The organism is Salinisphaera sp. SPP-AMP-43 (assembly GCF_049568105.1).
Lineage (GTDB): Bacteria > Pseudomonadota > Gammaproteobacteria > Nevskiales > Salinisphaeraceae > Salinisphaera.
The window spans coordinates 2106977-2129639 of the sequence record NZ_CP145335.1; the positions used below are offsets into that span (position 1 = coordinate 2106977).

19 protein-coding genes are annotated in these 22663 nt (G+C 60.0%); 14 read left to right on the forward strand and 5 right to left on the reverse strand.

Translation table 11 applies throughout. The features are described from left to right. The first annotated feature begins 94 nt into the window (after positions 1-94). The 7 genes from pnuC (at position 95) to V5738_RS08985 (ending at position 6150) form a co-directional block, all read left to right on the forward strand. Positions 95-706 carry a nicotinamide riboside transporter PnuC gene (gene pnuC / locus V5738_RS08955; RefSeq protein WP_423824075.1) on the forward strand — a complete coding sequence of 204 codons (612 nt, stop codon included), beginning with the start codon at positions 95-97 and terminating at the stop codon, positions 704-706. Then, the gene (locus tag V5738_RS08960) at positions 703-1257 is read left to right on the forward strand and encodes an AAA family ATPase (protein WP_423824076.1); all 555 of its coding nucleotides are present in this window, start codon (positions 703-705) and stop codon (positions 1255-1257) included. The genes pnuC and V5738_RS08960 overlap by 4 nt, the downstream gene beginning before the upstream one ends. Positions 1258-1464: 207 nt before the next feature. Next, complete coding sequence (locus V5738_RS08965) at positions 1465-1956, forward strand: (2Fe-2S)-binding protein (protein ID WP_423824077.1); 492 nt, start codon at positions 1465-1467, stop codon at positions 1954-1956. Positions 1957-1964: 8 nt separating this feature from the next. Next, positions 1965-2972 (forward strand): FAD binding domain-containing protein, encoded by a 1008-nt coding sequence (locus tag V5738_RS08970; RefSeq protein ID WP_423824078.1) that lies wholly within the window; start codon positions 1965-1967, stop codon positions 2970-2972. Further along, positions 2969-5170 (forward strand): xanthine dehydrogenase family protein molybdopterin-binding subunit, encoded by a 2202-nt coding sequence (locus V5738_RS08975; RefSeq protein ID WP_423824079.1) that lies wholly within the window; start codon positions 2969-2971, stop codon positions 5168-5170. Before V5738_RS08970 ends, V5738_RS08975 begins: the two co-directional genes overlap by 4 nt. A gap of 84 nt (positions 5171-5254) precedes the next feature. Continuing rightward, on the forward strand, positions 5255-5653 hold the full coding sequence (locus tag V5738_RS08980) for a DUF3015 family protein (protein WP_423824080.1): 399 nt from the start codon (positions 5255-5257) through the stop codon (positions 5651-5653). A 113-nt stretch (positions 5654-5766) separates the two neighbouring features. Then, positions 5767-6150 carry a DUF4168 domain-containing protein gene (locus V5738_RS08985; protein ID WP_423824081.1) on the forward strand — a complete coding sequence of 128 codons (384 nt, stop codon included), beginning with the start codon at positions 5767-5769 and terminating at the stop codon, positions 6148-6150. A gap of 262 nt (positions 6151-6412) precedes the next feature. Here the strand turns inward: V5738_RS08985 and V5738_RS08990 are convergent, their stop codons facing one another. Next, on the reverse strand, positions 6413-7597 hold the full coding sequence (locus V5738_RS08990) for an iron-containing alcohol dehydrogenase (RefSeq protein ID WP_423824083.1): 1185 nt from the start codon (positions 7595-7597) through the stop codon (positions 6413-6415). Between the two features lie 147 nt (positions 7598-7744). On the opposite strand from V5738_RS08990, the gene V5738_RS08995 reads away from it, so the two are divergent. Further along, complete coding sequence (locus tag V5738_RS08995; RefSeq protein ID WP_423824085.1) at positions 7745-8047, forward strand: putative quinol monooxygenase; 303 nt, start codon at positions 7745-7747, stop codon at positions 8045-8047. A 15-nt stretch (positions 8048-8062) separates the two neighbouring features. On the opposite strand, the gene V5738_RS09000 is transcribed toward V5738_RS08995, so the two are convergent. Continuing rightward, positions 8063-9649 carry a sodium:solute symporter family transporter gene (locus V5738_RS09000; protein ID WP_423824086.1) on the reverse strand — a complete coding sequence of 529 codons (1587 nt, stop codon included), beginning with the start codon at positions 9647-9649 and terminating at the stop codon, positions 8063-8065. A gap of 125 nt (positions 9650-9774) precedes the next feature. Between V5738_RS09000 and ggt the strand changes: the two genes are divergently transcribed. From ggt to V5738_RS09025, 5 genes are all read left to right on the forward strand, one after another. Continuing rightward, positions 9775-11574 (forward strand): gamma-glutamyltransferase, encoded by a 1800-nt coding sequence (gene ggt / locus V5738_RS09005; protein WP_423824087.1) that lies wholly within the window; start codon positions 9775-9777, stop codon positions 11572-11574. A 566-nt stretch (positions 11575-12140) separates the two neighbouring features. Beyond that, complete coding sequence (locus V5738_RS09010; protein ID WP_423824088.1) at positions 12141-12725, forward strand: acetate uptake transporter; 585 nt, start codon at positions 12141-12143, stop codon at positions 12723-12725. A 455-nt stretch (positions 12726-13180) separates the two neighbouring features. Continuing rightward, positions 13181-13795: a carbonic anhydrase gene (locus V5738_RS09015; RefSeq protein ID WP_423824089.1), complete on the forward strand. Its 615-nt coding sequence runs from the start codon at positions 13181-13183 to the stop codon at positions 13793-13795. 34 nt (positions 13796-13829) lie between these two features. Next, positions 13830-14369 carry an N-acetyltransferase family protein gene (locus tag V5738_RS09020; RefSeq protein WP_423824090.1) on the forward strand — a complete coding sequence of 180 codons (540 nt, stop codon included), beginning with the start codon at positions 13830-13832 and terminating at the stop codon, positions 14367-14369. Further along, positions 14366-14944 (forward strand): ACP phosphodiesterase, encoded by a 579-nt coding sequence (locus V5738_RS09025; protein ID WP_423824091.1) that lies wholly within the window; start codon positions 14366-14368, stop codon positions 14942-14944. Before V5738_RS09020 ends, V5738_RS09025 begins: the two co-directional genes overlap by 4 nt. A 47-nt stretch (positions 14945-14991) precedes the next feature. Here the strand turns inward: V5738_RS09025 and V5738_RS09030 are convergent, their stop codons facing one another. Continuing rightward, positions 14992-15525, reverse strand: a complete 534-nt coding sequence (locus V5738_RS09030; protein ID WP_423824092.1) for an invasion associated locus B family protein — start codon at positions 15523-15525, stop codon at positions 14992-14994. A gap of 842 nt (positions 15526-16367) precedes the next feature. Further along, positions 16368-17054, reverse strand: coding sequence for an SOS response-associated peptidase (locus V5738_RS09035; protein WP_423824093.1), 687 nt, complete (start codon positions 17052-17054; stop codon positions 16368-16370). A 156-nt stretch (positions 17055-17210) separates the two neighbouring features. Here V5738_RS09035 and V5738_RS09040 point away from each other — a divergent pair, with 156 nt between their 5' ends. Further along, positions 17211-18578 (forward strand): GntP family permease, encoded by a 1368-nt coding sequence (locus tag V5738_RS09040; RefSeq protein WP_423824094.1) that lies wholly within the window; start codon positions 17211-17213, stop codon positions 18576-18578. A gap of 52 nt (positions 18579-18630) precedes the next feature. Here V5738_RS09040 and hrpA read toward each other — a convergent pair whose 3' ends face one another. Beyond that, entirely contained in the window at positions 18631-22614 is a 3984-nt protein-coding gene (gene hrpA / locus V5738_RS09045) for an ATP-dependent RNA helicase HrpA (protein WP_423824095.1), read from the reverse strand. Positions 22615-22663: the final 49 nt, after the last annotated feature.

The window sequence follows — 22663 nt, forward strand, 5'->3', positions numbered from 1 at the left end:
TTTTCCAGCTCTGCTTCGACCCACCACCTGATCCGGTTAGTACCGGCGTAGGAATGGCTATGCACTACCCTCATCCGTGCTTGGGCGACGCGTCATGAGCGCCCTGTTTGACACGTTTTGGCACGGCTTCATCCAAGCATCCTGGATCGAACAGTCCGCGACCGTGCTGGGCCTGCTCGGCGTCTGGCTGGCCACCCGGCAGAATCTCTGGAACTTTCCGATCGGCATGGTTCAGGTGGTGCTTACCGCGATGGTGTTCGCCGGCCAGCGTCTGTACGCGGACATGTCGCTACAGGGCGTGTACTTCATTGCCCTGGCTTATGGCTGGTGGTGCTGGAGCCATCCTCCCCGTAGTCAGCGCGATCGGCTGCCCGTATCACGGCTGGCCTGGACCCAACTTGCGGGATTGGTTGGCCTGGGACTGCTAGCAACCGTGGGATGGGGCAGCTTGCTCAGCCAGGTGGGCGATCCGATGCCCTGGCGCGATGCCTTCATTGCAGCCTTCGGCGTTCTGTCCCAGTGGCTGGAAGCGCACAAGAAAATCGAAGCCTGGGGCGGCTGGATCGTGGTCAATATCACCGGTTTGACGTTATACGCAGCCATCGGCCTGTACTGGTTCGTCATCCTGTACGCTTTATATCTCGTTCTTTCTTTCGTTGGGATGCGGGCATGGTGGATCAGCTATCGGCGCGAGGTGCCGACGTGACGACCCGCGTCGCAGTCTTCGGCACGGAGTCCACTGGTAAAACCACCCTAGCCCGGCATCTGGGTGCGCTTTTTGCGGCCCCTTGGGCGCCGGAGTATGTCCGCGATTTCTGGGACGCTTGCAACGGCGCTATCCAGGCCAGCGATCTGGCCACGATCGCGATCGGCCAGATCGATTATGAAGAACAGGCCGCGGCACGCGCCGAGGAACTGGTCGTCTGCGACACCGAACTGCTCACCAACACACTTTGGGCCGATCTTCTGTTTCCAGGGCAGTGTCCGGCATGGGTTCGCGAAGCTGCCGAACGGCGCAGTCGCCGCTACGCGCTCTATCTGCTATGCGACACCGACATCGCATTCGTCGACGACAGCCAGCGCTGTTTCCCGGGCGCGGAAGAACGCGAAAACTGTCGAAACCTCTGGCGAGAGGCATTAAGCACACGCGGCCTGCCTTTTATCGAAATACGTGGTTCGCTCGAAACACGTATCGAAACGGCTGTCCGTGTGATTCAGCGTGCTACAGGCATTCTGCCGAGCCGCCCGCCAGCCTGAATCCTTGGCCTCGGACCCGCCGTGCGTTTTTATATACGGGATAGGCCGCACTCTCGTTATATAGATAAACACATAACGAATAAGCGCTATCTCATGCCTAATCTTACAAATAAGCGCGAAATGGTCGTCGATTCGGTAGTAATTCGGGTTGTCTCGTCGCCGGGAGTACGCGACATTTAACGGGCTCATCCCTTGATTACATGAATCATGAAGGATTCCACCGAAACGCCGGTCGATGTGCAGATCAATCTACGCATCAATGGCCGAATGACCCCACTACAAGTCCCGCCGAATGTGGTTCTGCTCGACGCGCTGCGCGATCGTCTGAACCTAACCGGCACCAAGAAAGGCTGCGACCACGGCCAGTGCGGCGCCTGTACCGTCTTGATCAACGGTGAAGCTGTGAATTCCTGTCTGGCACTGGCGGTCGTCCATGACGGCGACGACATCACCACGGTCGAAGGTTTGGCCGGGAACGCCGAACTCAGCCCGATGCAGGACGCTTTTCTCGAGCACGATGCCTACCAGTGCGGCTACTGCACGCCCGGCCAGCTCACGTCGGCCACCGAACTGATGCACAACGACCGGGTCGGCAATTCCGAGGCCGAGATCGCTGAGGCAATGAGCGGCAACATCTGCCGCTGCGGTGCCTACAAGAACATTCGCGCCGCAATCCGTTCGGCGCGCGAACAAGGCTGAGGCAAGCGATGCGACAATTCGACTATAAGCGCGCCGAAGACACGTCCGGCGCCATACACGCCCATGCCGATCATTCATCGGCCTATCTGGCTGGCGGCACTACACTGATCGATCTGGTCAAACTGGATGTGATGCAGCCCGAGCGGCTGGTCGACATCAACCGGCTCAACCTGGATGCGATCGAACCGGCCAATCATGGTGGTCTTACGGTTGGTGCGACCGTGCGCAATACCACGCTGGCCTATGACGAGCGCGTGTCGCGCGACTACACCGTTTTGTCTGAGGCGCTACTCCAGGGGGCTTCCCGTCAGTTGCGCAATCGGGCCACGACGGCCGGCAACGTCATGCAGCGTGTGCGCTGCTCGTATTTCCGCGACGGCGTTTCGCCGTGCAACAAGCGCGAACCGGGCAGTGGCTGTTCGGCAATCGAGGGCGTCAACCGCGAAGTCTTTGCCGTACTCGGCACCAGCGAGCACTGCATTGCCTCACACCCTTCCGATATGTGCGTGGCCATGGCCGCCATCGGTGCGACGGTTCGAGTCGAGGGCAAGCAAGGCACGCGTGATATCGACTTTCTCGATTTCCACAAACTGCCGGGCGATACGCCGCATATCGAGCACGAACTCGAAGGCGACGAACTGATCACCCATGTCACGCTCGAGGCTCCGCTTGAAGGGGCTGGCTCAACCTACGTCAAACTGCGGGACCGCTCCTCCTATCAGTTCGCGCTGGCCTCCTGTGCGGCCATTGTGGCCTTGGACGGCGATACGATCCGCGATGTGCGAATCGCACTCGGCGGCGTGGCTACTAAACCGTGGCGGTGTCTGGATGCCGAACAGCAGCTGCGCGGTCAGCCGGCGACTCGCGAGACCTTCGTCGCGGCCGCCCGGACTGCGATGTCCGGCGCCACACCGTATCGACACAATGCGTTCAAGATTCCACTGGGCCGTCGCGCGATCGTTCGCGCACTGACCGAAGCCACTGCCCGTGCAGCCGGCAAGGGAGATCAGGCATGAGTACCCCACATATCGGCGCGGCATTGCCGCGCGTCGAAGGACCGGACAAGCTGACCGGCCGTGCCCGCTATGCCGCGGATTTTCATCCCGAAGGCATGGTCTATGCCTACGGCGTCTACAGCCAAATATCCAAGGGTCGAATCGTATCGATCGACACTGATACCGCCATGCAAATGCCGGGCGTGATCGATGTGTTTCACCATAACCATTTTCCGACCTTGTATCGCTCGCCCTCGAGCTTTGCCGACGAGAACATGGTCGACGAGCTGCGTACGCCATTCGAGGACGACCAAGTCCTCTATGCCGGCCAATTCGTGGCACTGGTGGTGGCCGATACCTTCGAGCATGCCCGCGATGCGGCCTATCGCGTACGCGTCGACTACGACGCCGAAAGTGCCGCGGCCACGCTGGCCCAGGGTCAGCACACCTATGGTGTAACCGAAGCCAATCGTAACGAGCGCGGCGATGCCGATAGCGCCTTTGGCTCTGCTGCGGTTCAGATCGATGCGACCTATAGCACGCCGGTCGAGACCCACAACCCGATGGAAATGCATGCCACGACCGCACGCTGGTCCGACGGCAAGCTGATCGTGCATGAATCCACCCAGGGCGTGATCTTCGCGCGCAATACTCTGGCCAAGGTTCTCGACCTCGACCCGAGCGACGTCGAAGTCCATGCCGACTACATCGGTTCGGGTTTTGGCGGCAAACTGTGGCTGTGGCCGCATAGTCTGGCGACCTGTGCTGTGGCCCGGGTGCTGGATCGCCCGGTCCAGTTCATGTTGCCGCGCCAGCAAATGTTCACCACCTCTGGCCACCGGCCGGAAACGTCTCAACGGGTGAAGCTCGGCGCCGACCAGGACGGCCATCTGCTGTCGATCAGCCACGACAGTGTCAACAGCTCTTCGTCGATGAGCACTTTCGTCGAGGCCACGGGCGGCTCCACGGCCAGCCTCTACAAATGCGACAACCTGCGGGTCACGCATAGTGCGGCCCAAGTGGATCGTGGCGCACCGACCGCGATGCGTGCTCCGGGCGCCGGCGTCGGGCTGTTCGCGCTCGAATCAGCTATGGACGAACTGGCGATCGCGTTGGACATGGACCCGCTGGAACTGCATCGCCGCAACTTCACGGATACCGATCCCTCGTCTGGCAAGCCGTTTTCGAGCAATCAATTGTTAGTGGCCTACGATCAGGCTGCCGAGCGTTTCGGCTGGTCAAAACGCAATCCGGAAATCGGTTCGATGCGCGATGGTGAGCTGGTACTCGGTTGGGGCATGGCAGCCTGCAATTGGGATGCCATGCGTAATCCCTGCGATGCCCGGGTGGCCGTTCATCGCGACGGCCGGGTCACGATTCATTGCGCGAGCCAGGATATCGGCACTGGGACCTACACCATTCTGGCCCAAACCGCTGCCGATATCCTGCAGGTCAGTATCGACCGGGTTCAGGTTGCGATCGGCGATTCGACCTTTCCGCACGGGCCAATCTCGGGCGGATCCTGGGCCACCGCCACTCTGTTGCCGGCGGTGGCCGAAGCCTCGCGTGCAGCGATCAGCCAGCTCAAGGACTACGCCGTGCTGGCTAATGGCCCCTTTGCACAGGCCGAGGCCGACGATCTGTCCTATGAATCCGGCGCCATCACCGATGGCAACGGTCAGAGCTACGGCCCGGCCGAAATCCTCGATCCCCAGCATCTGGCCAGTGCGACCGGCCAAGCGCATACCGAGGGTGCGCCCGACAGCGGCTATGCCTTTGGTTCATTCGGCGTGCATTTCGTGGAAATCAGCTGGGACCCGGCTATCGCCGATCTGCAGGTTCGACGCGTGGTCAGCGCGATTGACGCCGGGGCCATTATCAACGAAAAAACCGCTCGCAATCAGGTCGAGGGCGCAATCGTGATGGGCCTGGGGTCGGCGTTGTTTGAAGCGACCGAGTACGACGATCGCACTGCGCGTCCGGTCAACAACAACTACGCCGAATATCTGGTGCCGGTGAATGCCGACCTTCCAGATCTAGATGTGATCCTGCTCGATTACCCCGACTACGAGCTCAACGAGTTCGGGGCGCGCGGTATCGGCGAAATCGGCCTGACTGGCATACAGGCTGCGGTTGCCAATGCCGTTCATCATGCGACCGGCTTGCGTATCCGCGATCTTCCGATCACGCTCGACAAGCTGATGGACGATCAGCCATAACGGGGCGTTCCTGACCGGGCCCGTCTGCATACCCCTATGCCGACGGGCTTCGCCTGCCACTCGCATCGGAAAAGAGCACAATCTATGCACAATCTTTGTCGTATCGGCCTGCTCGGCGCCGGCCTGGCCCTGTTCGCAGGCTGCTCGGCCGTGACCAGTACCACAAACACTACCGCCGATGCGCTGCATTCGATCAGCCACGGGGTATCGGTTTCCAGCCGTTCGAGCAGCGATTCAACGCGCAGCGACCCACAAAGCGCACGCGCAGCACAGACCCGTGCCTATGTCGATTCGCAGATGGGCCAGATCCGGCGTGAAGCCGCGGCCGGCGGCGGCGAACATATCGATGCTCTAGCCGAATTGATGGACAACTCCAACTCGGACCAGCTGGGCGTCTGGATGCAGACGCATTATCAGAGCCTGTTCACCCAATCACGGACGCCGTCGCAGTTCATTCAGGCGATTCGTTCACGTCGCAGTTAGAATGACGCATCCGTCGGTCTATGCGGCCAATCATTCAAACGGCACAACTTTTGAATGATGGCCGTATCGGTCGGCACTCGATATTCGGGTTCACATTAACAGGAGCAATTACCATGCAGTCGATCAGGATTCGTACCGCCGCGGGCCTGCTACTCGGTGCCTGCGCCATTTATGGACTGCCGGCGGTCGCTGCCGACAACGCAGACGCGGGCGCGTCGGATTCGGCCGCACAGAGCCAGTCTCAGGATTTCACCGACAAGCAGCTCAAGCAGTTTGTCGAGGCCCAGAACAATGTTCAGGCTGTGCTGAAAAAATGGGACAGCAAAGTCGCCGAGGCCGACGATAAGGAAGCGGCCCAGCGCAAGGAAAACAAGGCGATGCTCCAGGCGGTCAAGGATAGCGGGCTGTCGCCGAAGCAGTACAACAACATCGCTCGTGCGGCTCAGAACGACCCTAAGCTTACCAAGCGTATTCAGTCGTTCATGACCCCGGAATAGATCCAACCGCGGGTATGATGCACAAGCCGCGCCTTGTCAGGGCGCGGCTTTTTTTTAGGGGCTCGTGTGCGAACTGCTCGCCAGGTCGAAGCGCAAGATTTCATGATCGGCCACCCAGTATTGACTGGTCAGCGCCGACGGGGCCGGCCGAGCGCGCTGCGTTCGGTCGACCCGGGTTCAATCCTGGCAGCTGGGCCAGCCGGGCGTCCGTCTACCCTAACCCGGCTATCGATTGCGCGATTCGATTGGATGTCGCGTTAGCTCAAGAAACCGAGGCCCAAACTTCCTCGTAAAGCGCAATGATTTCGTCGACGTTCGGTTCGCGCGGGTTGTTGCCAGGTGAACCCGAGGCTAGAGCCTGCTCGGCCATAGTCGACAGACTTGCCTGCCAACGCGCGCGTTCGACGCCATAATCACTCGGCGTTGGCACTTCCAGTTCGGCATTGAGTGCGCTCAGCTCGCCGATCAGCAACCGAACCGCAGCCGCATCGCTATTCGCCTGGTTTGCGACCCCGATCGTGCGTGCGCAGGTGGCGTAGCGGGATCGGGCCGTATCGGCTGAAAACCGTGTGACCGCAGGTAAAAGCATGGCATTCGACATGCCATGCGGTACGTGAAAAGCCGCCCCGATCGGCCGGCTCATACCGTGCACGAGCGCTACCGAGGCGCTGGAGAATGCCAAACCGGCCAGGCTGGCCCCCAACATCATCGCCTCGCGCGCCGGTCGATCATCGGGTTTGTGGTAGACCGTGCGCAGATTCGGCCCGATCAGACGCATCGCCGCCAGTGCCTGTTGGTCGGAAAAGGGATTGGCCTTGCGGCTGACATAAGCCTCGATGGCATGCGTCAGCGCGTCGATACCGGTATCTGCGGTCACACGCGGCGGTACCGACAGGCTGAGCTCGTAGTCCACGATCGCCGCGGTCGGCATGAACCCCAAGCCAACGCAGAGCATTTTTTCATCGACCGTATCGTCGGTGATGATCGTGAAACGGGTGGCCTCGGAGCCGGTGCCGGCCGTGGTCGGTATCGCGACCACTGGAAGGCCCGGTTTTTCTGCCTGGTTAGGGAATTTGTAGTCCCGGATCTCACCGCCGAAATGCGCCAGCACCCCGATCGCCTTGGCCGAATCGATCGGACTGCCGCCGCCGAGCGCGATCAGGCCGTCGAATGGCTGGCCGGCTGCGGTACCGGCTTTGACCGTATCCACACCCTGCAGAATCGAGCGCTCGGTCGGTTCCGGAACGGTATCGGCGAATATGCCGTAGGACATTCCGGCGGCGTCCAGGCCGTCGGTGGCGCGATCGACATAACCCAATTCGATCATCATTCGATCGGTAATCAACAGCGGGCGCGCAATACCCAGCGCGTTCAAGACCTCGGGCAGGCGTGTGACCGAACCGCCACCGACTTCCATGATCCGGGGCATGAGAATGTTGTGAGACATGTTGAGCTCCTCCAATATGACGCCCCATGTCGACGAGCGTTCATTCGTTATCAGCCCCGGGCTTTCGATCCGGGTTCAGTCGCAGTGTGAACGCCTTACCCATTCCTGCAAAGACCGTTGCGGCTGGCCGCAACCCAGGAGACCCGTATGAGCTCGAAGCCCGGATTTATCGTGATCGCCGAATTTCAAGTCAAACCCGACGAACTCGATCGTTTTCTAGAGTTGGCCCACGAGGACGCCCGGCAATCGCTGACGCACGAAGCCGACTGCCACCAGTTCGATGTCCTGGCACCGATTGGCCAGGACAACACCGTGATTTTGCACGAGGCCTATACCGACCGTGGCGCCTTTGATACCCACACCCGCATGCCGCACTACCAACCGTTCAAGGACGGCACGACACCGCTGCTGGCCGCGGATCCCGTGGTGCGTTTTTTCGAGCCCGTATAGGTTCGTCTAGGCCAACTACAACGCGGCGGATTCGCCGTGGCCGAGCAGCCACGGCATCGCGATCGATACCGTCAGGATCAAGATGAAAAAGCCGGTCAGCAGCGCCACCGAGGGCCAATGCAGATCGAGTTGGAGCTTGGCTGTGGGCACGGCTCGCCGTTGGCGACGCATCGCTGTACTCACAAGCGCGGCCACCATCCAGGTCGCGAGCGCGCCGGTAACGTTCCACCAGAACCAGAATAAATGTGGGACGAAAAGCCATAACCCGAGGTTGAGCAACACGCCGCTCGCCAGTCCAGCATTGGCCCCTCGGGTTTCGATTCGCGGCATCATGATAGCGGCCACGAAGATCGCCAGAATCGGGCCGAAGAAGACCGAGCCGATCTTGTTGATCGCCTCGATCAGCGTCGGTGCGATATGCCCTGTAACAAACGCCAGGGCGAGACAGACTACGCCCCAGAACAAGGTGGCCAGATGCGAGGCCTGCATGTAGCGTCGATTCGACAACTCGCGCCCGCGTGCAATCAGATCCTCTACCGAGGCCGCCGATAAGGAATTGATCGCTGAACTGACCGACGACATCGCTGCCGAGAAGATCGCGACGATCAACAAACCGGTCAGGCCCGCCGGCAACTCGCTACGAATGAACATCGGCACCAGCAAATCCGGCTGTGTAGCCGGCACCTCGGAACCGAAAGCGCCGCCGCGCGCCGCCAGCGTTCCGAGAATCAGTCCCATCAGGCAATAACAGAGTGTGACCGGAGAGCGCAGCAGGCCGTTGGCCAACAAGGTTCGACGCACCGTGGGCAGATCGCGGGCCGACAACAGACGCTGCGCCTGCGACTGATCGGCGCCGTAATAGGAGACATACAGAAACAATCCGCCGACGAGCATCGGCCAGAAGCCGAAACCCGCCTCTTGGCCGATCCCCCAGTTCGTGAAATCCACCGCTGTCAACCGAGCCGGATCGACACCGGCAATGAATGCCTGCCAGCCCCCCAGCCGCATCAGACCAATCCACACACAGACGCCGATACCGATTGTAAGCAGCCCCATCTGGATCGCGTCGCCATAGACCACCGCCTTCATACCGCCCTGATAGCAATAGATCAGCGTGACGAGCCCGATCACTAGGATGGTCAGCCACAGTGGCATACCCATGGCATGGGTCAGAATCAGTGCGACGGCATAAATCATCACGCTGGTCGCAAAGGCACGCGAGAGCTGAAACACCAAACTCAGCAACAGTCGGGTACTGGGCCCGAAACGGCGCTCGAGAAAGCCGTAGATGCTGACAACCCCGGCGTTGTATAGCGTGGGAAAAAAGCAGACGATCAAAAATGCCATGGCCAGGGGCACGGCGAATTCGTAGGTCAACCAGATCAACCCGCCACCGGCCTTGGCTCCGGCAAAAGCCGGGGCTGAAATAAAACTTGCCGAAGACAATTGAGTGGCCGCCGCTGAAAGCGCCAATACGAACCAGCCGAAGGACCGGTCGCCGAGAAAATACTGGGCCCCAGAATCGTGGCTTCGTAGCCGATAGCCCAGCCATAGGAAACCGCCGAGATAGAGACCGATTACAGCGTAGTCGATAAGCGTCATTGCATTCCCCCTGCGCCTGTGACTATATCGCGCCCTTAGGTCGGCATGTCGCCCGCCGATATGAGTTGGTACCGATATTGCTGCCTGGCCCAACCATCGAAATAAAAACCACCCCTGGGAGAGCCATGACACGGCGCTTGATTCATACAATGGCGGCCGCCGGACTGGTCGCGTCATCGATCGCATCGGCAGCGGCGGCCGCGCCATCGGCTACGGTCGACGGCATCGGTAGTGGCGATCGCTATGCCGGCAAGCCCTGGGCTTCGAGAGCCCCGGTATTAGCCCAGCACGGTATGGCCGCGACCGAGCAGCCACTGGCCTCTGAAATCGCGGTCGATATACTCAAAAAAGGCGGTACCGCCGTAGATGCCGCGATTGCAGCAAATGCTGCACTCGGACTCATGGAACCCGTGCTCAACGGAATCGGCGGCGATTGTTTCGTGATCGTCTGGGATCCAAAAACACATAAATTATACGGCTATAACGGCTCCGGGCCGGCCGCGGCCGGCCGTAATCTGGCCGAAATGAAGGCCGAGGTCGCCTCGGCTTACCAGAAAGCCGGCATGGAGACGAAGGACGAGATCCCGCCGGTCGGCTCATTGCCCGTGACCGTACCCGGCACGGTGGACGCCTGGTTCGCCCTGCACGATCGTTTCGGCAAACTGTCGATGCGCCAGATCCTTGCCCCAGCGATTCACTATGCTCAGGATGGCTGGCCGGTTACCCAGCTGGTTGCCCAGTACTGGCAGCGCAACTGGGCTGCCTTCGATCGGCTGGACGGCCTGATCGAAGAACGCGACAACGCCCGCGATACCTATCTGATCGACGGGCACCCGCCGCGTCAGGGTGAGGTATTCAAAAATCCCGATCTTGCTCGGACACTTCAGACCCTCGCCAACGACGGGCGCAGCGCGTTCTATGAAGGCGAGATCGCCCATACTATGGCCGATTACTTCAAACGCATCGGCGGCGATCTGCGCTACTCGGATTTCGCCAGCTTCCACGGCGAATGGGTCACCCCGCGTTCGGTGAACTATCGCGGCTACCAAGTCTACGAACTACCGCCAAACGGCCAGGGGTTCGCCGTGTTGGAGATGCTCAACATCCTCAAAGGCTTCGACCTGAAGTCCATGGGTGTGGGCAGTGCCGATGCGCTGACCGCGATGATCGAGGCCAAACGCCTGGCCTATGCCGACCTGGCTCAGTACTACGCCGATCCCAAGTTCGTCGATTTCCCGACCCAAGGGTTATTGTCCCAGGGGTATGCCGATCAGCGGCGCGAGCACATCGATCTGTCGCATGCGAACGCGGATATCAAACCCGGAAATCCCCGGCTACAGCAGGGCGATACGACTTATTTCACTGTCGCCGACGATAGCGGCATGATGGTATCGATTATCCAATCGAATTATCGCGGCATGGGCTCGGGGTTGGTCGCCGACCATCTGGGTTTCATGTTCCAGGATCGTGGTCAGCTGTTCTCTCTGCACCAAGACGATGCGAATGTCTACGCGCCGGGCAAGCGGCCGTTTCATACCATCATCCCTGGCTTCGTCATGCACGACGACAAACCATTCATGGCCTTCGGCCTGATGGGCGGCGACATGCAGCCGCAAGGTCATGTCCAGGTGCTCACCGATATCATCGACTTCGGCATGAACGTGCAGGAAGCCGGCGATGCCGCGCGTTGGCGTCATGTCGGCAATGCTACCCCGACTGGGCAACCTGCCCAGGGTATCGGCAAGGTGCAGATGGAATCCGGTTTTTCCAAACAGGTCAAAGCTGAACTGGAAAAACGCGGCTACAAGGTCGTACCGGGCACCGGCGCTTTCGGTGGCTATCAAGCCATCCGCTTCGACCCAGAACAGCATGTCTACTGGGGGGCGACCGAGATGCGCAAGGACGGTGAAGTGATCGGCTACTAAGCCGGTCACTGCGATACCTACCCACAAAAAGAGGCGGCTTCCCGGGACAGGAAGCCGCAACACACGTCACAAACCGCTCGCCGGTAGCCGTCTTCGGCTCGCAAGCCGTCAACGCCGCACGCCACCAGCACACGTTGCAGCCTGGCTTTACGCAAATTGAATGCCAGGACCGATGACCATGCCGTTCATCACGATCATCGATGTCGAGTATTACTGGCTTTGTCGCAGACTGCAATCATTCTTATCGGTGATTTTTTCATCCGGCACAGTAACGTAGAGCCGTTCTACAGGTCCGAAACCGGAAATATTTATTAACAACAACCAACAGCCTTTATGCTGCAAAGGATTCACGTCAACGGTATTTATTATTACCGTTTGCACCAGGCATTTGGTTTGGTCGCATCACGACGCGATAAAGATATTTAAACCGATCCTGAGACGATCGGTACGCGCAACGGCATTTGATTTAAGTCAAATCCAACCAAAGTGGACATTGCCACTGACGTCGCCATTGGTAATCTCAAATCGAGGGAGCAATAAAATCTCATAAAATCGGAGGAGAAATCATGTCGGACACTGCTTCGCCGGCCGTGGCCAACCCTGGCCCGCTCGGATTGGTCGGTTTTGGCCTGACCACGGTGCTGCTAAGCCTGATCAATGCTCATCTTCTACCTGCAGGGGGCGCACCAGTCGTCATTCCACTGGCGCTGGCTTACGGTGGGTTAATTCAATTGATCGCCGGGCTGCTCGAATATCGGACCGGCAACACATTTGGCATGGTAGCTTTTCTCAGCTACGGGGCGTTCTGGTGGTGGTTCGCATTATTGCTTCTACTATCCGACAACGGCTTGCTCGATTTGTCCAACGCCGGCCCGACAGTCGGGGTCGCGTTGCTTCTATGGGGCGTATTCACTTTTTATATGTGGATCGCAACCTTTAAGCTGAACCGCGCCCTCTGGCTGGTATTCCTGACTCTGTGGATCACCTTCTTACTCCTGGGCGTCGGCGATGCAACCGGCTTCGGCGGTATTGCAACCCTAGGCGGCTATATCGGCATCCTGTGCGGCGGGCTGGCGATGTATACCAGTTTCGCGGAAGTCACCAATGCCACTTTTAAACGCGAAGTGGTACCTGTAGGCGCACGCAGCTGATGAGCCTCTAGGTGGCGTTGTCCTGGAACAGTCGGGACGACGCCACTTTCAGGCCTTGTCTGGCAAATTTTGAAAACCACACTGCGGCCGCAAGCCTCTAGAAGGCCCATCCCAAGTGCATCAGCTGAATCAAGAATCTACGATGCACCGTATCAGAGCATCACATGCCGGTGCGGCATATCTCCGATCGGGCTCGGCTATTGTCCGTATGTTGAGCAAGCCTGGCCGATCGGTTCTATTAATGATGTGGCTGCGGCGCACTTAACTGCGGCATCTGGATCCAGAACCCCAGCGCCTCCTGCTTAAACCGATCACAACGCCCCGTTACTTCAACGAGACGCCTTCCATAGCTGTGATTATTATCCGGGACGCCCATATGGCAGAACCGACGGGCGTGCGGCGGTGACGACATGGCACAATAGACTTCGATCGTACACAACCGAGGTTGCACGTCTATGCTGTCTGCCGACGAAGCTCTAGTTCGCTTGAAACAGGGCAATCACGATTTCGTAAACCATGTTGCCGATTCCAATACCTTGGCCGGGCTCGGTGCTTCAGCCGAACTGGTACAGGAACAACGACCGTTCGCTATCGTCCTTGGTTGTTCGGATGCCCGAGTGCCGGCCGAGATTGTGTTCAACCAAGGCTTAGGCGATCTGTTCGTAATCCGCGTGGCCGGCAACATCGTAGCCCCTTCGCAAATCGGCAGCATCGAGTTCGCCGCCGAAATGTTTGGCACTCGCCTGGTGGTCGTACTCGGCCACACCCAATGTGGCGCGATCAAGGCCACCCTCGACCAGCTCAGCCAACCCAGCGATCAGCAATCGCCCAATCTGCGCTCGATCGTCGATCGGGTGCGGCCTTCGGTAGATGCATTGATGCAGACCGAGTTGCGTCACAATCAGCCGGCCCTCGCCGCGGCTGCAGTCCGCGCCAACGTTGATAAGTCGGTCGATCAGCTGCAACACAGTTCATCGGTGCTGGAAAACCTGATCCAGAACGATGGTCTTAAGATCGTGGGCGCCGAATATTCGGTTGAAACCGGCGCTGTCGAGTTTTTCGACGCATGATCTTCGTCGGTTCGTCTGGTATTCGATCATCGTCATGACTCCATCGCATCACGATTCTATAGTCCATATCCGTCGTGTGTGTGCGGCCGATGGCCCGGCGTTGGCGCGCATTTATGCGCCCTTCGTCACCGACAACGCCGTATCGTTCGAATACGACGCGCCTGATGCCGAGACAATGAGCCATCGGGCGCTGACGACCGACGCTGAGTATGCCTGGTTGATCGCCGAAGACAGCGCGGGTCGATGTCTCGGCTATGCCTATGCAGGAGCGTTTCGTAGCCGCCCGGCTTACGACTGGACCGTGGAAACATCGGCTTATCTTGCGACCGACGCTCGCGGCCGTGGCGTAGGCGAGCGTCTGTATCGCCACCTGTTCGCGACTCTGGCCCAAACCGGCTATCAGATGGCAATTGCCGCTATTACCCTACCCAATTCCCCTAGCCTGAAGTTTCACGAGCGTTTCGGCTTTACGCGTATTGGCGTACTGGAAGCCGTCGGCTATAAATTCGAGCAATTTCACGATGTCGCCTATTATCAGCGGCCGATTGGAGCCGAGGACAGCCATCTCGTATGAATCTGCTAGCGCATCTGTGGCTGGCTGATCGCAGCGCTACGTCGCCGGCCGGCCAAATCCTCGGCGATATCGTCAAAGGGCGGCTGGCGGAGAATGAGACCCGATTTAGCGCGGCTATTGACCAGGGTATCCGCCTACACCGCCGAATCGATAGCCACTGCGACGATCATTGGATCCATCGCGACCTGCGGCGGCGTTTTGAGCCGCCATTACGTCGTTATGCGGGCATCATCGTAGATATTGGGCTCGACCATGCCCTGGCCCGTCGCTGGGCTGATTTCAGCGAGGAACCCCTATCGGCATTCGCACGTCGTGCTGGGAACCTCATCGAGGCTGAATGGCCTGAGAACGCCCCGGATAGCGCGCCGGATGCTGTAGGCCTCAGCCGCCTTATAACTGGCTATGCTGAGCCGGTCGGTATTGAACGCGCACTGCGTTCTGTGGGCCATCGCCTGCGTCGTCGCAACCCATTGGCCGATTCCCTGCCCGCGTTGCTGCGCGAATACCACGCGTTTGAACGAGGTTTGCCGACCTTGTTGGCCGCTTTAGAGCAAACCGTTGGGGTCCGTTCATAAAAAAGCCGGCCTTATAGGGCCGGCTTTTCGATACGATGCCGAGGCATCTACTTGGCAATGGCGTTATTTGCGTCAGTAAAGCCCGAGAGTGATACCTTCAGATTGATCTGGTCGCCTTTCGGGCCGACGATCGTGATCGCTGCCGTGCGGCCGCCCTTGAGCTTGCTCAATAGCTGATTCTTGATCGGAAAGTCCGCACGACAGCCCTGCTGAAGACAAATCTGGAACGGGAAACGGCGTGCCTGATCGCCATCTACGCTGAGCTGGACGCCCGGGGCCAATCGTGTACCCAGTGGCAAAATAACGATCATGGCCGGTGTATTGATCTGCGGCGGATACCCCATCACGACACGCATGATCGGCTTGCCTGTATCCGGGCTCTTAACCAGCTGAGTCATCTCGCACTCGCTCTGGTTTCCGGACTTCGGGCAGCGGACTTCCCAATCTTCGTAGTGCGTGATCTTGACGTCGTCCTGGCTCTGTTGGCCAGGTGCGTTGTCCTGGGCGGCAGCGGTGCCGGTTAAACCCAATAGCGCGGCTGCGCACAGTAGAACAGCGGAAAACCGGAAAGCTCTGAACATGGTGAAAATTCCCCTTGGTTTTGATATCGGGCCTAGACGCGGTCATGCAGCGGCCCGGAAACATGACATCCCGATGGTTCGGCACGCCAATAAGCAAAATCGATGCCCCGCGATTCTCACCCGAGGAAGGTGCGGACCGCAATGATCTTGGCTATGACTGCACCGGCAATTCATCGATTTGCTAAATAAAATCAGGTGGTATTGATTGGGGTGCGATCTAGCTTGAACGCTGCATACACCGCAAACGACACTAACCTATCCTGGATGAGTAGCCTCTCTATAGTCGCGTGTACCCCCTTGGAGATCGCGTGGTGCGACCTGCTTCGTCGTTGCGCGGCGGTCATCGCTATTTTCGTACTTTGAGTCGTTGCTGAGCGTATGAGGCACTCGAGTGCGGTTTTGGTTTCTAATACAGTCCGAGCCGGCGTTCTGAAGACTTGTCTCTCCTTATAACGAAGTAGTAAAAGTTGGTTGCCAACGCGGGAATCGCATATATGATTTTTGAGCTGTAAGAGGATGGTATATTTTAGCCTCAGCAAACGCCTCGCCGAGGCCGTTGTTTTAAGAGGATGGTATAAATATCGAATGGCTGTCTCTGGGGTTTAGCCGCAACCTTTTTAATCCCTACGACGCAGAGTCTGTGGCCCCTAGTACGACTGCACACGAAGCACGCACTAGCCGAGCCGTACGCCTCCAAACAACAACACGAACCTCGGCCGCCAGTCCCCGATCGACAACACCTTCTGAATCACTACATCCGGTGTGGCTCGGCCAACGTGTCATACGGGCGCCGCATCGCTGATCCAACCCTGCCGCCGATCCCAAGGCAGCAGCCGTATGCCCTAGCCTGGTTCTTGATGCGACACAGGCGCGATCAACGACGCATCGTCAGTCTTCGGATCATTGACCCGAAGACTGACCGGCCAACTGCGCAACCCGGTTATGATGCCTCTATCGATCAGTTCACCCAACGATGTTACCGACGTGTCGCGGGCGAGCCAGCGCCGCGCTCCCGCTTCGGTTAATGCGACCGGCATACGCGAATGGATAGATGCGAGCTCGGGTACGGCCTCGCGGGTCACGATTGCACAGCCCGCCTGCCCCGCCGCGCGATGATTCCCGGGTAATGATTTCGGCCATGCCCATATCCCGGCAAAACAAAACGGCTCGCCGCTGCTGGGCTGAATGGCATAAGGCTGTTTACCGTGCTCTTGTGGCTGCCATTCGTACCACCAACTCGCCGGTATCAAGCAACGCCGACGAGCAAAGGCTTGGCGCCAGAAACGCCCCTCACATTTTTCACTGCGGGCGTTGATGACCGGTCGCTTACCAATATCGTCCCAGCTCGGAATGAATCCCCAGTACATGGCTTCGAGTTCAGGGGTATAGCCCTCGCCAGTACATCGTATTGATGGTATCGACTGCCCGGGAGCGATGTTGTAACGCGCCGTTAGCGTGCCCTCATCCTCAAGATCGAACAGGCTGAGTAGGGAGCGCGCATTGAGGCCGAGGCCGAAACGTCCGCACATCATCCATTCGTCGCATGACTACTCCCCTGATTCTACGCGATCACGCTTATACCGGCGGGTTAAGCCAACTTATCAGCAACCTACGCTGGCCGAATCCTGGCCGAACCGAGACGAACACCGGCATATTGCGTCGGTTATTTCTCTTCAGGTCACTTCATGATCTATACGCTCATCCTGATCGCGCTGATCGTGTTCATCGTGATCGCCACTTCGGGACTCAAGCTTCATCCGTTTCTCGTACTGTTGGCTGCGTCACTTGTCGGCGGGGTGGCCTACGGTCTGCCGCCGGATCAGGTGGTCGATGCGATCGGCAAAGGCTTCGGCAGCATTCTCGGCAGCATTGGCTTGGTCATCGTGTTCGGCACCATCATCGGGGTGATACTGGAAAAGTCCGGCGCCGCTCTCACCATGGCCGAAACGGTTATTCGTCGACTCGGCCGGCGCTTTCCAACCCTGACCATGTCGCTGATCGGCTATATGGTATCGATACCGGTATTCTGCGACTCCGGTTTTGTGATTCTCAACTCACTGAAAAACGCCGTTGCGGTGCGCATGCGGGTTTCGGTCACTGCCATGAGTGTTGCTCTGGCTACCGGTTTGTATGCCACTCATACTTTCGTGCCGCCCACACCGGGGCCGATCGCTGCGGCCGGCAACCTGGGTCTGGGCACCCATCTCGGCCTGGTGATCGGGCTGGGGGCGATCGTCGCGCTGATCACGGCCCTGGCCGGCATGTTCTGGGCCAATCGATTCATCGACCGCGATGACGCCGAGGCCGGCGTACTCACCGACACCGGCGAGGCATCGGAAGGCGATGTTTTCGAATCGTTTCGTCGCGAGCATGGAGACTTGCCGGGCACGCTGTCGTCGTTCGCGCCGATCGCCTTGCCGATCTTGCTGATCTGTCTGGGTTCGATCGCCTCGTTTCCAACCGAACCGCTCGGTAGCGGCCTCCTGCAGTCGGTTCTAACCTTTGTCGGCAGCCCGATCGTGGCCCTGGCGCTGGGCTTGGTGGCTGCCCTACCCCTACTGCCGCGCGGCGGACGCATCACCGCTTTGGAATCCCGGGTGGCCGACGGCATTACCGCAGCTGCACCGATTCTGGTGATCACCGGCGCAGGTGGGGCCTTTGGTGCGGTCCTCAAAGCAACCCCGCTGGCCGATTTCCTCGGTCAGACACTGTCGTCTCTGGGGTTGGGCATCTTCATGCCGTTTTTGGTCGCCGCCGCACTTAAAAGCGCCCAGGGGTCATCGACCGTGGCTCTGGTCACGACCTCGGCACTGGTCGCGCCGCTGTTGGGCGATATCGGCCTGGACAGTGATACCGGGCGAGCGCTATGCGTGCTGGCGATCGGCGCCGGCGCGATGACGGTATCGCACGCCAACGATAGTTTCTTTTGGGTGGTCTCGCGTTTTTCCGGCATGCCGGTAGGCTTGGCCTACCGCGCCCAGACGGTTGCTACCCTGATCCAGGGCATGGTCGGCATCCTGGTCGTCTGGCTGATGAGCCTGCTGCTGCTGTAACGAGGGCCCGCGGCGTCGACGCCATCGACCGTCGACGCCGCATCTACCGGGCTCAGCCGTCGCAGGCTGCGATCTGGCTATCTAACCGCTTGGCCGAGACCTTGATCGACGTACCCACTTGCTGAGCAAATACCTGCACTCGATATTCCTCGACCATCCAGCGCAGCAGCGTCAATTCATTCGACCAGCGGCCACGCCGGATCGCCTTCTCGGCGCGTTGTTTGTAGGCCTGCCAGTACGGTGTAATCTCACGCATCCGAGCCTTGTCTGCCCCGGCCCCCTCGGCTGCTAATTTATCAAGACGGATTGAGACCGCCTGCAGGTAGCGCGTCAGATCCTTGGCATGGGTCGCCGGCGCCGCCACAGACCCGATGAAGCCGATATGCAGCAGATGGGCCAGTTGCTCGTTGATGTCCTCGATCGAGGCCATCCAGTCTAGGCCGATATTCTTCGATAGGCGCTTGCGGATTTGAGCGGCTCGATCGAGGGCCGGTTCCAAGGACGACCACAGCGACACTGCATCCGCCATCAAATGCGAACGCACGCTCTCGGCCGCCTGCTGGAATTCGTCTTCGTGCACCGGCGTCGCGCCAAGCCGGGCATCGATCAGCGCAGTGAGCAGATCGGCGACCAATGGCGCTTCCGGATCGGCCTCGAACGCGCTCAGTCGCGCAGCGTCGATCCCGGCCGTATCCGGCGGCCGATCCCATTTGGCTACTGCATGGCGCTTCAGATTGCCGAGATCTCGCTTGACCAACCGGCAAGGCTTGGCCGCAGCCAATCTAAGCAGACGAATCACGCCGCGGCGATGGGCAATTTCCGCATCCGCCGGATCGTCCATCAATTCCAGATCTACATGGGTACCGCGGTCGACCAGTGCTGGCGTGGCTTCCAAACGCACCCCGGCGTGCTCAAGGGTTACCGGCGCATCGATCGCCACATTCGGCCATTCGGTGAGTTCTTGGCGTCGGATATCGTGTTCCACCGCCTGGGAAACCGCAGCCCGGGCACGCTCGCCGAGTTCGCCGCGTAGCGCGGCCAGATCGCGGCCGGTGGCGATGGTCTGCCCGTCGTCACCCACGATCTCGTAGCGCATCCGCAGATGATCGCTTGGCGTGAAGCCCTCCCAGGCATCGGGCGGGATTTCGACCCCGGTCATGGCCTGGATTGCCGAACGCAGGGCGTCGACCGGATCACCCTCGCCGAACTCGACCCGTTCCGCCGCGGCCCGGGCGAAATCCGGTACTGGCACCACCATCTTGCGCCATTTCTTGGGCAGGGCCTTGAGGTATTCACGGAATTTTTCTTCGATCAGGCCCGGGACCAACCAGGCCGCACGCTCGCCCGACATCTGGTTGAGCGCAGCGAGAGGAATACGCGCAGTCACGCCATCATCGGCGCGCCCCGGCTCGAAGGCATAGTCGAGCTTGACCGGCAAATCGCCAAGGGTTAGCGATTCTGGATAGGCGCCCTCTTCTAGATCGACCCCGGCCGAGCGCAGCAGTTCGTCTTCGTCGAAATGCAGCCCGTTGGCGTCGTTTTGCTTCAGCCACTGTTCCAGCGTCTTGCGATCGACCACCGAGGTCGGAAGACGTGCTTCGTAGAAGGCCGCCTGGGTGGTTTCGTCGACCAACAGATCGCGGCGCCGAAAACGCGCCTCGCGATCCTGGATCTCTTCGACCACGGCCTGGTTGTAGGCCAGAAACTCCGGCAACCGCCCGCGCCGGTCGGTGACGGCGAACGCCACCAGACCGTCGCGAATGAAGATCTCGCGCGCCACGGCCGGATCGATACGCCCAAAATCCACCTTGCGCCCGTCGGATAAGGTCAGGCCAAACAGCTTGACCCGCTCACGGGCGGCCACCTGGCCGCGGCGTTTCTCCCAGTGCGGGTCGTAGCGTTCGCGGGTCACCAGATGTGCGGCTGCGGCCTCGATCCACTTGGGGTCGACCCCAGCCACGGTATGGGCATAGAGGGCGCTGGTCTCGATCAACTCGCCGGCCACGAGCCATTTCGGCTGGCGTTTGGCCAGCCCCGAGCCGGGAAAGATCCGGAACTTGCGGCCACGAGCGCCAAGATATTCCGCGCCGCGCCGTTTCGGCTTGCTGCCACGGCCTTTAGCTTGACCGTTGTCCTCGGCTGGCTCGTCTAGGGCACCGATATGATCGAGCAGCCCCGGCAGCAACGCCTGGTGCAAGGCCACGGGGTCGGCCTCGGCCAGCCGTCCCCGGGCCGGATCGCTGGTCAATCCGATGTCGTGGCCGATCCGGCGCAGCTGACGGGCCAGATCCTCCCATTCGCGCATGCGCATGAAGTTGATGAAGCGCGTCTTGCACCAGGCCCGCAACTTGTTGCCCGACAATTCCTTGCGCGCCTCAGCGAAGCCATCCCAGAGGTTGAGCAGGCTAATGAAATCCGACCGGTTGTCGACGAACGGCTTATGCGCTTCATCGGCGGCCTGGCGCATTTCCGAAGGACGTTCGCGCGGATCCTGGATGGTCAGCCCGGCCGCAATCACACGTAGCGCGGCCGGCACGCCGAACTGGTGGCCGGCGATCAACATCCGCCCAACCCTGGGGTCCAGCGGCAGTCGGGCCAGCTGGCGACCGAGCTTGGTGATCCGGGCGTCCTTGAGCGCTTCGAGCTGGGTGAGCAGATTGCGGCCGTCGTTGATATAACGCCGCTCGGGCGGATCGATGAAGGGGAATTCCTCAATCGCGCCGAGCTTTAGATCGGCCATCGTGAGCAGCACGTTGGCTAGGTTGGTGCGCCGGATCTCCGGGTCGGTGAATTCCGGGCGCGTCTCGAAGTCTGCTTCGTCGAACAGCCGAATACAGATCCCCGGCGCGATCCGGCCGCAGCGCCCGGCGCGCTGGTTGCAGCTGGCCTGGGAGACCGGCTCGATCGGCAGGCGCTGGACCTTGGCAGAAGTCGAATAGCGGCTGATGCGCGCCAAGCCGGTATCGATCACGTAGCGGATCCCGGGTACGGTCAACGAGGTTTCGGCCACATTGGTCGACAGCACGATGCGCCGGCCGTTCGAAGCCGAAAATATCCGGTTCTGGGCCGACTTGGTCAGCCGGGCATACAGCGGCACGATCTCGGCGTTGAACTTGTCGCCGGCCAGAGCCTTCGACAGATGCCGTTCGGTATCACGGATATCGCGCTCGCCGGGCAAAAACACCAAGATATCGCCCGGACCTTCACGCCAGAGCTCGCGTACCCCGTCCTCGATCGCTTCGGGCCAGTCGCGGGCCTTGTCGGTCTCGGGCTCGACCGGCGGCCGATAGCGAACCTCGACCGGATAGCCGCGCCCTTCGACGTTAATGATCGGCGCGTCTTCGAAAAATTCGGCGAAACGCTCCGGATCGATGGTCGCCGAGGTCACGATCACTTTCAGATCGGGCCGTCGGGCCAGCAGTCGCTTGAGATAGCCAAGCAAGAAATCGACGTTGAGGGTGCGCTCATGGGCCTCGTCGATGACGATCGCTTCGTATCTGTTCAAAAACCGATCGCGTGCGGTCTCGGCCAACAGAATGCCGTCGGTCATCAGCTTGACCTGGGTAGCCTCCGAGAGCTTGTTCTCGAAGCGGGTCTGAAAACCCACCAGGTCACCGAACTCGGTGCCGGTTTCTTCGGCCACCCGCTGGCCCACGCTACGCGCCGCCAAACGCCGGGGCTGGGTATGCCCGATCAGTCCGCGCGCGCCGATCCCCGCCTGCATGAGGATTTTCGGCAGCTGGGTGGTCTTGCCGGACCCGGTCTCGCCACAGACGATAACCACTTGATGCGACTCGATCGCCTCACGGATTTCCTCGGCCCGCTCAGTGACCGGCAGCCCCTCGACCAGTTCGATCGCCGGCCGGGCCTCGCGTCGGGCCTCGGTGGTGGCAACACTGGTCTGGATGCGCTCAGCGGTCTTGGCACGCGCGGCTGCATCAGAAGCTTTTTTGAGCTGCTGGCCGAGCCGGTATCGATCGGCGGTCTGTACATCGGCCAGTAGGTTGTCGAGTTGTTGCTGTTCGTCGGCGGACAATCCGCACCTCGGTTGATTGTTCGGTCGGCATGCCTGCACGGGCTAGGCC